Origin of the sequence: Zobellia sp. OII3 (genome assembly GCF_002211465.1) — a bacterium.
Classification (GTDB): Bacteria; Bacteroidota; Bacteroidia; order Flavobacteriales; family Flavobacteriaceae; genus Zobellia; species Zobellia galactanivorans.
Window position 1 is genome coordinate 373866 of record NZ_MWRZ01000001.1, and the last position, 15059, is coordinate 388924.

Here is a 15059-nt window from a genome sequence, read left to right on the forward strand (position 1 = left end):
CAAAGCAATCTTTGCGCTGTTCCCTTCTTTTTTCAGATATTTATGCAAACTTACAATATGTCGTCGAATACCCGGTTATCCAGAGCATACCAAAGTGCCAAAACGGTACCTTTTGACGATGACTCGAAGTTTATTCTCTTCAGTGATTGCCATAGGGGCGACAATAGTTTTGCCGATGACTTCGCCAACAACCGGAATATCTACTACCACGCACTTAATTTCTACTATAAGGAAGGCTTCGACTACTGCGAAATAGGAGATGGTGACGAGCTTTGGGAAAACCGGTTTTTCGAATCTATTTTCGAGGCCCACAAAAACGTTTACGGCCTATTGCGAAAATTCCATTTATCCGGCAGGCTGCATATGATATGGGGCAACCACGACATGGTCTATAAAGACCCCGAATATGTAAAAAAGAACCTAGGCAGTTATTTCGAACCCATTGATGGCGAATCTAAGGAGCTCTTTGAAGGTATTACCTACCACGAAGGAATCATTCTAAAACACAGGACCACCCAACAGGAAATTTTCTTGACCCACGGCCATCAGGCCGATTGGTGGAACTACACGTTTTGGCGTTGGAGCCGATTTTTAGTACGTGTACTCTGGAAGCCCCTTCAAGTATGGGGCATTGCCGACCCTACAAGCCCGGCAAAAAACTACAAGGAACTCATTAAAATGGAACGCCGCATTAAGCGGTGGATACTGAAGAACCAGTTAAAGATCACCATTGTAGGACATACCCATAGGCCTCGTTTCCCAGAACCGGGCGACATTCCGTTTTTTAACGATGGTAGCTGTGTACACCCCCGTAGCATCACGGGCATTGAAATCGAAAAAGGCCACATTTCACTGATCAAGTGGCAAATTTCCACTACCGACGATGGCACCCTACGGGTGGTCAGGGTTTTATTGGAAGGCCCACAAAAGCTGACCGATTACCAAAAAGTAAAAGCTTAGAAGAATACGTATCTTTACGCCACCATTAACTAATAATCACATTTCATGTTTAAAAGAACACTATCCCTTGCCTTGATTGCGCTTGCCCTTACCTCATGCTGGAAAGACAAAAGTCCTGAAGACCTTATCCGTTTAAAAGACAAATTCAAATCGCAGGTCAACGCCTTTGAAAACAAAAAAGAGACCGCCAACAAAAACGTAAACAAAGGCCTTGAATCTTTAAATGCACTAAAAAGTGCCTTGGAAGATACCAAGAACGAAGACAAGGAGTTTGCCAAGGTTTACGGTGATTGGGAAAAAGTAGACCGTCGTGTACAAAACCTGAACAAGGAGTACGAGGACTTAAAAGAAAAGGCCTCAAACCTGTTTGCCGCCATGGAAAAACAGACCAATAGCCTAAGTGATGAAACCAGCAAAAAAACCCTTTTAAAGGCCATTGAAAAGGCCCGCACCAAATACAGCACCACCTTGACCAATACTTCAAAGGCCATAGACAAACTAAAACTACTCCACGGCGATGCCGTAGAGGTGGTAAAAGCCCTAGAGGTTGCCGCCGCCCTTAATTCCTTTGACAACATAAACGACCAGATGAAAAGCATAGAAGGCCGTGTAGACGGTATTATGCAAGAGCTCAACGTCGCGGTTGTCGAGAGCAAAAAACTTTACGAAAAGAAGATTACCGAATTGGGGGAATAAAATGTGTATCCTCACAACTGCGTTTCACAACAACACGGGGCAAAAGGATTTATAGCCCTTGAAATAGCTTGGCCTAATATGAAGAATATATTATAGGTTGAACCAGCAAGCTCATATTCCGTAGATTTAGAAAACCCAGAAGGTCAACAACTTATTTGATATATTTGTCCATAACCAACCAACAACTATCATTATGAGAGGCATTATCCTTTTGCTACTATTTTCTTCGCCCCTTACTTTCACTTTTGCCCAGGAAGAACAAAAAAACAGGGTAATCATATTGACCGATATTGAAGCCGACCCCGATGACACCCAATCTTTGGTCCGTTTGTTCTTATATGCGAACCAAATTGACATCAAAGGGATTGTTGCGACCACATCTTGTTGGCTTACTTCGAATATACATCCCGAATCTATTGAAAAAGTAATTGCGGCCTATGGCAAAGTACAACCGAACCTTTTAAAACACGAAGCCGGTTTTCCCGATGCAGAAACCCTATCCTCCCTAATCAAGAAAGGCCTGCCCAAATACGGTATGAAGGGCGTTGGCAAAGGAATGGACTCGGAAGGCTCCGAATGGATCATAAAAGTACTGGAAGAAAATGATGACCGCCCATTATGGATATCTACTTGGGGTGGCGTCAACACCCTTGCCCAAGCACTGTACAAAATCAAACACACCAAAAAAGAAAAAGAGGCCAAAAGGTTGATCTCCAAACTTAGGGTCTATACGATATCCGACCAAGATGACAGCGGTATTTGGATCAGGAACAATTTTCCCGACCTGTTTTATATCGTTAGTCCCGGTGACCATTATGAAAGCGCCACTTGGACCGGTGTGAACAGCTATGTAAAAGGTATTGACAACAGTAGTATCAGCAATCACTGGATAACGAAGAACATACAACAAGGCCACGGCCCCTTGGGTGCGGTATACCCTGATGTGGCATGGGGCGTAGAAGGCGACACCCCTGCGTTCTTATCCCTTATACCAAATGGACTCAACGCAGCAGAGCATCCTGAATGGGGCGGCTGGGGCGGCCGATACGAACTGTACAAACCCGATTTTTCAAAAACCAAGGAAGGAAACTCAATAGTAAACATCGCTCCCGAGACCAGGCCGATATGGACCAATGCCATCGATCATTACACCCCTTATATAGCCAAGACGTATGGCCGATCCATAGAGCACGATACCATTTCATTTACCAACGATAAAGTTACCTTATGGCGGTGGAGAGATGATTTTCAAAACGATTTTGCCGCCCGTATGGATTGGTGTACCCTGTCTTACAAAGAAGCCAACCACCCTCCCGTTCCCGTATTGAGCCACCCAGAACACATCACTGTGAAATCGGGGCAAGGCTTTACCCTAGATGCTTTTGAAAGTACCGATCCCGACGGTGACCACATTAGTTTTCTATGGTTTAATTATCCAGAGGCCGGCTCCTATAAAAAATTAATAAAGGTCAACGGAGCAGAGAACGTTCATATGGCCTATTTCACGGCCCCCGAAGTGAAGAAAAAGGAAACCGCGCATTTTATAGTAAAAGTAACCGACAAAGCCGAACCCCCATTGACACGATACAAAAGGGTCATCGTTACCATAACCCCCAAATAATACGTCCCCTAATTTTCGACCTTTTGACAACATCGGTCCATTAAGAAAAATTGAAGGCACAACTTTGTCTTTGTCTTTGTCTTTAAGTCCAATTAATTGAATTTAAATTATGGAATATCACGTTAAGGCCTCCTCTAGTTCAAAAAGCAATGCGCATATCGGCATCAAAAACTCCGAAATCAGTTTTGGGATTACCCCTGAATCGGCCGATAGCCTACCTAACCCTGCCGAGCTATTTTTGGGTTCCTTCTCATCTTGCATTCTTAAAAATGTCGAACGCTTTTCCATTTTAATGAATTTTGAATATTCCTCCGCCGAAATAAGGGTAAACGCGACCCTCCTTGAAAAGCCTCCAAGGATGGACAACATAAACTATGTATTAAACATATACAGCCAAGACCAAAATCTAAATACCGATTTGCTCAAAAAGAATATTGAAAAGTACGGGACTATCTACAACACCGTTAAGTCTATCTGTTCCATAGAGGGTGAAATCAAAAAAATATCGGAATAAAAACCGAACGGCATGAACATTGCCCCTATGTGTTAAGAAGAAAAAATAAGCCCTTAACACTCTATTGACCATGCAAAAAACACTGAATTTCTTTATTGTGAGTACACGAACCATGAAAATTTTGCTCACCGTTCTTATAGCTTGCGTTCAAGTGGCATGTAGCGACAAAGACGACACCATTGTTGCAGAAGAAACGGTCGGCAACACTGGTGCCATAGCGGTCTATAACCATGCATATATCGAAAACCATACTGCCGACCAGGTAGGTGAAATCGTTTTAAATGCAAAGGAAGCCTATGTTCTGTTAGACCCCTATGAAGATGGTGTCATTGAGTCTATCCCGAAAATAAAGGCCAACGGAAATCAATTGGCAGCCTATATCAGTATTGGCACCGGTGAAGATTGGAGAGATGATTTTGACGACCTTAAGCCTTACTTGACCACCGAGCAATGGAATGAATGGCCCGGCGAATATTTTGTAAATAACACGACTACCGGAATTGTAGCCCTTATGAAATCGCGCATCGACCAAATTGCGGACTGGGGTTTTGATTGGGTGGAATTTGACAATATGGACTGGGCCCTGTACGAAGATGCAAGGGAAGCCTACGGTTTAGAGGTTACCAAAGAGGAAAGCATAGCCTATTTTCAAGAACTCTGCGCCTATGTCCACAAAAAAGGCATGAAATGCATGGCGAAAAATTTTGTGGAAAATGCCAAAAACTTTGACGGGGTCACATACGAGTCATACCACGATGAAAAAAATTGGTGGGAGACATCGGGCGCCCAAAGTTTTTTGGAAGATGAAAAACTGGTCATCATCGTTCATTATAACGAAAGCAACTGTGATCAAGTTTACTCAGATTATACAAATTTATACAACAAAGATTTGGCTTTTATCTGTGAAGACACCCGAGTAAAAAAGTACGTTCATTACAACGGGCAATAGGAAAACCAAGAAAATAGCCCAGAAATACCCTCCGAATGATTTCAAAATACTTCTTTTAGTACCTTAGCACCATGAAGCCCATTGAAATCAGAACGGTAAATGTGGTACAATACCTAAAACCTTTACGGGAAGGCGGTTCCCTACCCGGTCTTGTCAAGGCCGATGACGAATTCTTGTACGTCATAAAATTTAGGGGCGCAGGCCAAGGAAAAAAAGCCCTTATAGCCGAACTTATAGGTGGGGAACTTGCCCGTGCCATTGGTCTTCACGTACCCGAAATCGTCTTTATGAACCTAGACGACACCTTTAGCAAGACCGAACCCGATGAAGAAATACAAGACCTACTAAAGTTCAGTGTCGGGCTCAATTTAGGCTTACACTTTTTATCGGGCGCCATTGTTTACGATCCCCTGGTCTCTATTGCCGACCCCATGACCGCATCGAAGGTGGTACTGCTCGACAGTATGATCAGCAATATTGACCGCACCGCCAAAAACACGAACCTCTTGAACTGGCATAAAGAACTATGGCTTATAGACCATGGATCCAGTTTTTATTTTCACCATAATTGGGCGACATGGGAAACCCACCTATCTAGGACCTTCCCGGCAATAAAAGACCATGTGCTCTTGGAACGGGCCACAAAATTGGAAGAGGCCGCAACGGAAATCGAAAACCGAATAGACCCCGCTACCATTGCCGAAATTGTTTCTAAAATACCCGAAGAATGGCTGAACAGTGAAACGGACACCCTAAGCCCCGATGCCATTAGGGCGGCATATATACAATTCTTGGAGACAAGACTTTCCCAATTGAATCTACTGGTAAAAGAGGCAAAAAATGCAAGATAGGGTTGTTTACGAATTTGCCATCATTAGGTTGGTGCCCAGGGTAGAACGTGAAGAATTCATTAACGTAGGAGCTATTCTTTTCTCTAAAAGGAAGAAGTTTTTAGACATGCGATACCATGTTGACAAGGCACGCCTCAACGCATTTGCCAGTGATATAGACCCCAATACCATTGAAGCATACCTCAAAGCATGGAAAGAAGTATGTATGGGCGAACCCCAGGGCGGGGCTATCGGCAAACTTGACCAGCCTTCGCGGTTCCGTTGGCTCACCGCTTCAAGAAGTACGATCATTCAAAGTTCCGAACCGCACCCAGGTCTTTGCTTCGACCCGGAAAAAGAATTGCACGACCTTTTTAACAAGTACGTGCTCCAATAAATTACCTATCTAGAGCCTCATTTCAGGGGGTAAAAAAGCCACCCTTCAACCCAGGCAGAATTCATATACTTTTCAAAAAAAACCTTCCAAACCCAAATTAATTTCACCATAAATTTTCAATTTATTGTTTTTAACATTAAATTGTAGCCATCACTACAAGCTGGTTTACAGAATTTTAGAACAATAAATTAACATTTGGACAGAAACACTGAATACGGCATAGAACCAATAAAAAACAGACATCCGCCTCTTATGTAGACCCCGAAACCTACAATCACAAACCCTGACTTTGCGAAAAAAAATGGAATTAGATTACGGCATTTATCACGACGGAAAATATACCCAGACCATACTTAACAATATGGGTGATTCTGTATTTGTAAAAGACATACATAGCAAAATTGTAATGGTCAATGATGCTTTTTGCAAGTTGGTCGACCTTTCCCGTGAAAATATCATCGGAAAGACCCTCGCCGAAATAGTAAGCCCGACAGAACGCGAAGGCTTCCTAAAAATCGACCAACAAGTTCTATCCGATGGCATTGAATGTATCAGAGAGGAAACGATGACACTTCAAGGTGGTGAAAAACGAATTCTATCCACTCGAAAATCACGATTTATAGATGAAAATGGAGAAAAGTTCCTCCTTTGTGTGGTACGCGACATTACAGAAAGTAAAAAGGCCGAGGAAACCCTCCACCAAAACGAGGCAGAATTAAAAAAAATAGGGGAGACCAAAGACAAATTGCTTTCCATAATCGCCCATGACCTCAGAAGTCCTTTCAACAATATTACCATGCTTTCCGACATGGCTTCGAATGCCATAGCAAGTAATAATCTGTCTCAGAGTAAAGAATGTTTGGAACTGATCGACACCACTACCCAAAATGCTATCTGCCTGCTCGATAACCTTTTGAGTTGGGCCAAATCGCAATCGGGACAAATCTATATTATATCCGACCAAATAAACCTCGGCCAAATCGTCAATGAAACCTTAGAACTATCTAAGGCCATTGCAAAGACCAAAAACATCAGTCTGAACTATATTGAAAATAAAAATATTGAAGTCGTTTCCGACCCAAAGGTTATAAAGACCATCATACGCAACTTGGTCTCCAACGCCATCAAATTCACCCCTTCTGGGGGCCATATCAACATATCAACGGTATCTAACAAAGAACAGGTTGAAGTAACCGTTGCCGATAATGGCATAGGAATGAGTCAAGAGGAGTGTCAAAAATTGTTCAATATAAATTCAGACCATGGACGCATAGGTACGGCCAAAGAAAAAGGCTCCGGATTCGGTCTTATTCTCAGTAAAGACTTGGCGGAAAAGATAGGGGGTAAAATATGGGCCAACAGCATCCAAGGAAAGGGAAGCCAATTTAAATTTACTATTCCGCTCCGAACCGAGCCGGAAGAAGCCCTAAGTTGAACGGATGGAGATTAAGAGGCCTTCGAGCTTCCTATCGGTTCATATTTAGCTTAATTTAGTATTAGAACTAAAGAAGCGTATGAACAGCACGAGCCTGAAATCGTTTTTAACGAGCCATCTGAATGTTGATGAACAAGATATTCTGACCCTACTATCCCATTGTACGACCAAAAAAGTCAAAAAAGACACCTTCCTATTGCGGAAAAACGAACGTTGCAGCCATACCTTCTTCGTTGAAAAAGGATTACTAAGACAATATTCCATAGACGAAAAAGGCAAAGAACATATATTGGCCTTTGCGCCCGAAAGTTGGTTCGTTACCGATCGTGAAAGCAGTTATTTCAATGCTCCTTCCGCCTATTACATCCAGGCCTTGGAAGACAGTCAAATCGTTCTGATCGATGAAAATTTCATTCAAGGTCTCTCTGAAAAAGTGCCCTCTTTTACCAATTTCAACAATAGGCTGCTACACAATCATATTCGACATTTGCAGAGAAGGGTAAACACCCTATTGAGCGATTCTGCCAAAGAACGTTACCTCCAATTTATAAAGACATATCCCGACATTCTCCTGCGCGTGCCCCAAACGATGGTTGCCTCGTATTTGGGTATCACGCCTGAAAGCCTGAGCAGGGTACGCCGAGAACTGGCCCGCAAAAACCAAGTAAACTACCTCGGGGCAAGCTCGCGAGGCATTAAAAAAAATACACCTTGATTTCGAGGCAAGCCTCAGAGCATTTAATCTCGATTATCGAGTAAAATAGGTTCTTACCATACATCAATGCACAGCTTGGTCACTGATGATAAATTTGTGGTATTAAATCTAAAAGATATGAAAACAAGAGCAGTAGAATTAGTGGCCAGCCCAAAAGCCCCACATTTTGTAGGTGACGGATTTAGGGTACATAATTTCATTCCGAGCGGCTTTCGGTTAGATATGGAGCGCATGAATCCGTTTATTATGATGGATTACAACTCTAAGTTTTATTTTTCGCCTACCGACTCGCCTCGAGGGGTAGATGTACACCCACACAGAGGATTTGAAACCGTAACCATAGCTTACAAGGGCAAAGTAGCCCACCATGACAGTAGTGGTGGTGGAGGTGTCATAGGCGAAGGTGATGTACAATGGATGACCGCGGCAAGCGGCGTACTCCACAAAGAGTACCACGAAGAAGAATGGGCCAAAAAAGGAGGCGAATTCCAAATGGTACAACTTTGGGTAAACCTGCCCAAAAAAGACAAAATGAGCGCGCCAAAATATCAAGCCATTAAAAAGGAAGATATCAACCGCTACCCTTTACCCGATCAAACAGGGGAAATTGAGGTAATTGCCGGAAAATACAAGGATACCGTAGGCACGGCCTCTACCTTTACACCGATCAACATGCTCAACGCTAGGTTGAAAAAAGGGGGCAAGGCCGATTTTTCCTTCCCGGAAAATTACAACACCGTACTACTGGTTATTGAAGGCAGCATTGTGGTAAACGGGAAAGAAGAAGCCCCTACCGACCACTTGGTGTTAATGGAAAACAAGGGTGAAAACTTCACTATCGAAGCTACAGAAAACGCCGTGGTATTGGTATTGAGCGGAGAACCTATGAACGAGCCTATAGCGGCCCATGGCCCTTTTGTAATGAATACCAAGGAAGAGCTTATGCAAGCCTTTCACGATTTTAACAATGGAAAATTCGGATATCTGGAAAACTAAAAAACATGAAAACAAAAGAATACGGCAATAATGAGATTACCATTCTCTGGAAACCGGAAAAATGCATACATGCGGGCATCTGCGTAAAAATGCTACCACAAGTGTACGACCCAAAAAGGAAACCCTGGGTCAATATAGCTAACGCCAGCACCGCAGCACTGCGCGACCAAGTGGCCCAATGCCCTTCGGGCGCTTTAAGCATAAAATAAACCCTATAAAACGGCATCCCTAAATAGTTGCCGTTTTTTTGTGCCCCGGAAATACTAATTTTATACGTTTGACAGACAATGCCTTTTAAAAGGATCAAAAAAAGTAAAGCAAAACCTCTTTTCAAAAATAGAGATATGAGCGAAAAAAATCCCATAGAACAGCAGTACTTCACAAAGAAGGCCATATCTTGAAAAACCTTATATCCAAATAAAAACAGAACACTATGGCTGGAGAAAAAAACCTTGCGGAAATGGTAAAGGGAATGACCCCCAAGTTGAACCCTGGGGAATTTGTATTTGTAACCCTCAAAAACGCCGACCATATCGCCCGTAAAGATATCCTCTGCGAATTCAAGGAACACGAAGGTACTACCCTAGTAATTACAAAACCAAAAGCCGACGAACTAGGACTCACCTATGATTATATTGCATCTTGGATTACCCTATCGATACATTCATCGCTAGAAGGGGTCGGACTTACCGCCCTATTTTCTTCGGAACTGGCCAAACACAATATTAGCTGTAACGTCATAGCCGCCTATTACCATGACCATATTTTTGTAGATATTAAGGATGGCGCAAATGCTATTGAGGTGTTAGAACGCCTGTCTAAGAGCTATTCGTAAAATTGACACCAATAAAGTTTAGTATCGCCTTTTGGGGTAATGCCCACCATCTTTACTTGTCATCATCTATTTTAGTATCTTAGAAGCCTTAATACCTATCTAACCCATGCCAATTGTTATTGTTTCCGCCGGAATTCTTATTCTGTTTATCCTTATCGCCCATTTCAAACTCAACGCCTTTATTTCCTTTATCATCGTATCCCTTTTGGTCGGGGTCGCCCAGGGCTTAGATTTTGAAACGGTAAGCCAATCTATACAAACGGGCATAGGCAATACCTTAGGCTACCTTATCCTCATCTTGGGCCTTGGCGCCATGTTGGGAAAATTAGTGGCCGATAGCGGTGCCGCACAGCGTATAACCACCCAATTAGTAGAGAAATTCGGAAAAAAACACATTCAATGGGCCGTAGTGCTCACTGGTTTTATCGTGGGCATCCCCATGTTCTATACGGTGGGTTTTGTTATATTGATCCCATTGGTTTTTACGGTTGCCGCGGCCACAGGCTTACCCTTGATATATGTAGGTCTTCCCATGTTGGCCTCACTTTCGGTTACCCACGGCTACCTTCCTCCCCATCCCGCCCCTACGGGCATTGCAGTCATTTTTAAAGCCGATATAGGCAAAACACTACTCTACGGTATTCTTGTGGCCATACCCGCCATTGTTGTTGCAGGCCCTATTTTATCGCGCTTTATCAAAAATGTGGAGGCCACCCCGCTAAAGGAGTTCTTAAACCCGAGAATTTTGACCGATGAGGAAATGCCCAGTACTTCAACCAGTATGTTGACGGCATTGCTTCCCGTTATCCTTATTGGATTTGCTTCGGTAATAGCCCTATTACTTCCTGAGGAAAATATATTTAGAAAAGCGACCGATGTTTTGGGGAATCCCGTAATCGCCATGCTCATTTCGGTCTTGGTGGCCATATATACATTAGGACTGGCTCGTGGTAAAAAAATGAAAGATGTGATGGATTCGGTGTCAAGTGCCGTTTCTGGCATAACCATCGTACTTTTGATCATAGCAGGTGCCGGTGCCCTAAAGCAAGTACTCATAGACAGTGGCGTTAGTGAGTATATTGGCGAAATGCTCAAGGGCTCCACTATTTCACCACTGGTCTTGGCATGGTTGATCACTACCGTTATTAGGGTCTGTGTAGGCTCGGCAACCGTAGCGGGCTTAACTGCCGCCGGCATTGTTTTACCATTGATCGCCAATACAAACGTGAGTCCGGAGTTGATGGTACTCGCTATCGGATCGGGCAGTCTAATGCTCTCGCATGTGAACGATAGCGGTTTTTGGCTTTACAAGGAATATTTCAACCTATCGGTGAAAGATACTTTAAAAACATGGACCGTTATGGAAACAACGGTAGGTGTAATGGGACTAATAGGAGTGCTTGTATTGGACATTTTTATTTAAAACGATCAGACCTCAATGGCAGATTTCAGTAACATGAACAGAAGAAAATTCATTAATAGATCGGTATTGGCCCTGGCCGGAACCACGCTTTTTGGCTGTTTCGACCGCAATCGGTTCAAATTCGAAAAAAACCAGGTCGTAGGCTGCTTCGGCGATAGCATTACCTTTGCCCAAGGTAACGGGTATGTAGAAATGCTTCAGGGAAAATTCAATGAGGAAAGGCCCGAACTAAACCTGAAATTTATAAACCTCGGAAAAAACAGTGAAACCGTAACCGGCCTTACGGAAAAAGACCATCCCGGCCCAAGACCTTATCTTTTTGAACGGCTCGACCAAGCCCTTGACAATAACGACATAGACGTTGCCCTCTTCTGTTACGGCATGAACGACGGTATATACGGCAAACCTTCGAAAACCCTCTTCAACAGCTTTAAAATAGGGGTATATTCCTTTCTTGAAAAGATGCGGCAACGAGATATCAAGACCATATTGATCACCCCTCCTCCCTTGGCCCTCGCCATAGCCCCTAGAAAAGACCCTGAAGCCACATCCTTCGGTTACAAGAATCCCTATCCAAAATATGACGAAGAAGTCTTAAAAGAGTTTACCCGTATCATACTCGAAATGCAACACCCCTATGCCAATGCACGCATAAACATCCGCGATGTACTTTACGGCCAAGACCCATGTTACGACAAAGACCCTATTCACCCGAATAAAGCCGGACAACGCCTGATTGCCGATACGATTTTCTCGAAACTAGCGTTTTAACATTGCCTTAAGCCCCCATGGCAAGGTATTTGTTATCTTTATCTTGGATTTTTTTTATTCGATGATCAAAAACTATTCGGCACTGTTATTCACTGTAATGCTGTTTTCCGTTTCGGGAATGGCCCAGACCGATATTCCCCAAAAGAAAGATTTAAAAATCGATACGGCCAATAAAATCGATGATAACGCAAAACCCAATCAAGGTACTTCCTTAAAAATTCCATCCGTTGTAGACGACCAACCCCAAGTGGATTTTGATTTTGCGAAGCGCAATCCCGTCAGAATGATCGATGACCGCGAACTGGTACAGGCCGGCGCCGGTATGAAAATCGACCCAAAAGTAGGACCAAGACAACCCAAGGAAGGTTCTAAACAACACTTTGCCGATATGTATTTGGGCGACGTCAAGAACAATGGAAAGTTTGTCGGTATCGTCTGCCGCGACCATGAATTTGTAGACGGCGACCGTGTAAAGATATATGTCAACGGCGATGTCGTCGACCCCAATATTCTTTTAACCAGCTCTTTTAAGGGCGTAAACGTCGATTTAAAAAAAGGATTCAATCGTATCGATTTTGAAGCCCTTAACGTTGGCTCATCTCCCCCGAACACCGCTCAGATCAATGTCTATGATGACAAGGGCGAACTTATCTATGCCAATAAATGGTTGCTATCGGAGGGATCAAAGGCTACCTTGATCATTACCAAGGAGTAACGCTATTCGCCGGCACCCGGGGTATAGATTTTTACCGAGTGTTTTAATACATCTTCGCGATAATAGGCCGCATCCTTCCAATCGATATTGATGTATTTTTCGGTCTGGTCGTCAAAATGGGGCGATTTTGGATTTCCACTTTGTCCACCTGCCAAAATAGTTTTTGCCTTTACCTTATCGCCAAACTCAACGGCCGCCACAAAGCTATTGCCCCTTGTGCCGTATATCTTTTTGGCGCCCGGCGCCGTATATCTAGCACCAAAGGCCGCCAAAGCCCCCCAAGTACCGGAAGCAAAGCCAACTCCCACACTGGGCAAACTATCGTTGAAGGCTTGTTTTATATCGCCGTTCAATCTTTGATACCTATTGATTTCCCCCCATGGAATTTTCCATGAACCGAAATCGGTTTCTAAATTGCCCACTACTTCTTCGAACAAACCCAGCTTTTCGGTATCGGGCGAATCGCTTCCCCAAAACTCTATCAACTCCATACTATTAAGTCCTTTCGGCCTCTTTGCCTTTTGGTAACTAATAGTGCCATAAAAATGGGCCAAGGTCATAGCTTCGGAGGTTTTCGATGTTCTATAATCCCATCCCCGTAACACTTCAATGGCTTCTTTCAAATTTGGTTTTGGATGGGCGTCGTATGCTTTTACCAGCCCGGGAATCAAGGCTTTAAAAGCGGGCAAATAGGGGTCGTGTGCCAATTGGATCAAACTATCCAAAGTGTAGCCTTTTCTATCGGTCAATAATGCTATGGCATGCACCCCCCTAAAATTCTCTTGATCACGGGACATGTAATATGGGTAGTCCTCTTTTTTAGGGCTAAACTCCGCTGCCGAGGTAAACGGGGTGGAATTACAGTTTTGGATCCAACCGTTTACCGGATTTAACACCGAAATATTCTCGTCTACCGTGTGCAACCCTTGCCAATCGGTTCTAGGGTCGCTGCCATCTACGGGCTCAGAATAGTTAAACTGCACATCACGTTTAGGAACAAAATTACCATGGAAGTAAGCAATATTGCCCTCTGCATCGGCATAAACCGTATTGTTGGAGGAGTTGGTTCGGATATCCATCATATCCCTAAAGCCTTTATACCCCTCTTGCTTGGTCCTGATATAGGATTGCTCCAAGGCCTTGACCGGTTCCCACATCATGGCCGAGGCCGTCCATTGACCATCTACCAAATGGGTGATGGGGCCGTGGTGGGTACGGTAAGCCGGGAAGGTTTTTTCCTTTAACGAATCACCATCCTTATACTTTAAAACAATTTGATATGATTCTACTTCGCGCAGTTCTTCCCCGTATTGATATAACAGCTTATCCTCTTTTTTTACAATGGTTTCCTTAAACTCGTCCATCACATCGGTATAGGTAGAAGTATGCATCCAGCCGGTCTTTTCATTGAATCCTTGATACACAAAAAACTGCCCCCAGGTAACCGCACCATAGGCATTTAATCCCTCTTCGCTTACCACATGCACCTCGCCCCTGAAATAGAAGGAAGTATGTGGGTTGATCAGCAACATGGTATTGCCCGATTGCGTTAATTTTCCGGAAAGGGCAATACCATTAGAACCTTGGGGTTCTTCCATTTCCTTTTTTTTCTTCATTTCCAAAAGCTCCATTTCCGGCAGCTCCATCCCACTGTCGTAAAAAGCCTTTATTTTTTTGGTAGCTATTCTTTCAATGTCCCCACCAATACTTCCTTCGCTAAAGTACATGGGCATCCAAGGCTCAAAGCGATCCAGTAATTTGGGTTTTACCTCTGGATGGGTGTACAAATAATAATTTATGCCATCCGCAAAGGCATCACAAAGCTCTTGTAACCATTTGGGACTTTTTTTATAATTCGCCTTCGCCTCTTCCTCCGTCATAAACAATTTGGCCCTTAGATCACTATAAATGGCTTCCTCCCCTTCTACCTCGGCCAATCTACCCGTGGCCCATATATAATTTTGTTCCACCCGGTTAAAATCGTCTTCGCATTGGGCATACAATAATCCAAAAACGGCGTCGGCATCCGTTTTGCCGTAAATATGGGGCACCCCAAAGTCGTCCCTGATAATTTCGACATTTTCGGCCCTGGCCTTCCATTGTTCCTCTTCCGAAGTACCAGTGGTTTCGGGCTTACAGGCAAGAATCAGTAAAAAAGCAAAAAAAAACGGAATGCGGTTCATTGAAATGGTTTTATGAAGT

16 protein-coding genes are annotated in these 15059 nt (G+C 43.5%); 15 read left to right on the forward strand and 1 reads right to left on the reverse strand.

From position 1 onward, the window contains the following. Positions 1–57: 57 nt before the first annotated feature. The 15 genes from B4Q04_RS01485 (at position 58) to B4Q04_RS01555 (ending at position 12857) form a co-directional block, all read left to right on the forward strand. The gene (locus B4Q04_RS01485; RefSeq protein WP_013992633.1) at positions 58–960 is read left to right on the forward strand and encodes a metallophosphoesterase; all 903 of its coding nucleotides are present in this window, start codon (positions 58–60) and stop codon (positions 958–960) included. Positions 961–1005: 45 nt separating this feature from the next. Further along, positions 1006–1656 carry a hypothetical protein gene (locus tag B4Q04_RS01490; protein ID WP_088695795.1) on the forward strand — a complete coding sequence of 217 codons (651 nt, stop codon included), beginning with the start codon at positions 1006–1008 and terminating at the stop codon, positions 1654–1656. Between the two features lie 193 nt (positions 1657–1849). Further along, the gene (locus B4Q04_RS01495; RefSeq protein ID WP_088695796.1) at positions 1850–3277 is read left to right on the forward strand and encodes a DUF1593 domain-containing protein; all 1428 of its coding nucleotides are present in this window, start codon (positions 1850–1852) and stop codon (positions 3275–3277) included. 109 nt (positions 3278–3386) lie between these two features. Then, entirely contained in the window at positions 3387–3791 is a 405-nt protein-coding gene (locus B4Q04_RS01500; RefSeq protein ID WP_088695797.1) for an OsmC family protein, read from the forward strand. A gap of 70 nt (positions 3792–3861) precedes the next feature. Next, positions 3862–4740, forward strand: coding sequence for an endo alpha-1,4 polygalactosaminidase (locus tag B4Q04_RS01505; RefSeq protein ID WP_088695798.1), 879 nt, complete (start codon positions 3862–3864; stop codon positions 4738–4740). A 71-nt stretch (positions 4741–4811) separates the two neighbouring features. Further along, positions 4812–5591, forward strand: coding sequence for a HipA family kinase (locus B4Q04_RS01510; protein ID WP_088695799.1), 780 nt, complete (start codon positions 4812–4814; stop codon positions 5589–5591). Then, a complete protein-coding gene (locus tag B4Q04_RS01515) occupies positions 5581–5967 on the forward strand; it encodes a DUF3037 domain-containing protein (protein ID WP_088695800.1) in 387 nt (128 codons plus the stop codon). The genes B4Q04_RS01510 and B4Q04_RS01515 overlap by 11 nt, the downstream gene beginning before the upstream one ends. 301 nt (positions 5968–6268) lie before the next feature. Continuing rightward, positions 6269–7402 carry a PAS domain-containing sensor histidine kinase gene (locus B4Q04_RS01520; RefSeq protein ID WP_088695801.1) on the forward strand — a complete coding sequence of 378 codons (1134 nt, stop codon included), beginning with the start codon at positions 6269–6271 and terminating at the stop codon, positions 7400–7402. A gap of 79 nt (positions 7403–7481) precedes the next feature. Further along, entirely contained in the window at positions 7482–8117 is a 636-nt protein-coding gene (locus tag B4Q04_RS01525; protein WP_088695802.1) for a Crp/Fnr family transcriptional regulator, read from the forward strand. Between the two features lie 117 nt (positions 8118–8234). Then, positions 8235–9113: a pirin family protein gene (locus B4Q04_RS01530; RefSeq protein ID WP_088696365.1), complete on the forward strand. Its 879-nt coding sequence runs from the start codon at positions 8235–8237 to the stop codon at positions 9111–9113. A gap of 5 nt (positions 9114–9118) precedes the next feature. After that, positions 9119–9322, forward strand: coding sequence for a (4Fe-4S)-binding protein (locus tag B4Q04_RS01535; protein WP_088695803.1), 204 nt, complete (start codon positions 9119–9121; stop codon positions 9320–9322). Positions 9323–9546: 224 nt separating this feature from the next. Then, positions 9547–9948 (forward strand): ACT domain-containing protein, encoded by a 402-nt coding sequence (locus B4Q04_RS01540; RefSeq protein WP_013992644.1) that lies wholly within the window; start codon positions 9547–9549, stop codon positions 9946–9948. Between the two features lie 106 nt (positions 9949–10054). After that, a complete protein-coding gene (locus tag B4Q04_RS01545) occupies positions 10055–11371 on the forward strand; it encodes a gluconate:H+ symporter (protein ID WP_088695804.1) in 1317 nt (438 codons plus the stop codon). 15 nt (positions 11372–11386) lie between these two features. After that, the gene (locus B4Q04_RS01550; protein ID WP_088695805.1) at positions 11387–12142 is read left to right on the forward strand and encodes an SGNH/GDSL hydrolase family protein; all 756 of its coding nucleotides are present in this window, start codon (positions 11387–11389) and stop codon (positions 12140–12142) included. A gap of 61 nt (positions 12143–12203) precedes the next feature. Then, positions 12204–12857 carry a hypothetical protein gene (locus tag B4Q04_RS01555; protein WP_088695806.1) on the forward strand — a complete coding sequence of 218 codons (654 nt, stop codon included), beginning with the start codon at positions 12204–12206 and terminating at the stop codon, positions 12855–12857. A 2-nt stretch (positions 12858–12859) separates the two neighbouring features. On the opposite strand, the gene B4Q04_RS01560 is transcribed toward B4Q04_RS01555, so the two are convergent. Next, positions 12860–15040: an acylase gene (locus tag B4Q04_RS01560; protein WP_088695807.1), complete on the reverse strand. Its 2181-nt coding sequence runs from the start codon at positions 15038–15040 to the stop codon at positions 12860–12862. Between the last annotated feature and the right edge of the window lie 19 nt (positions 15041–15059).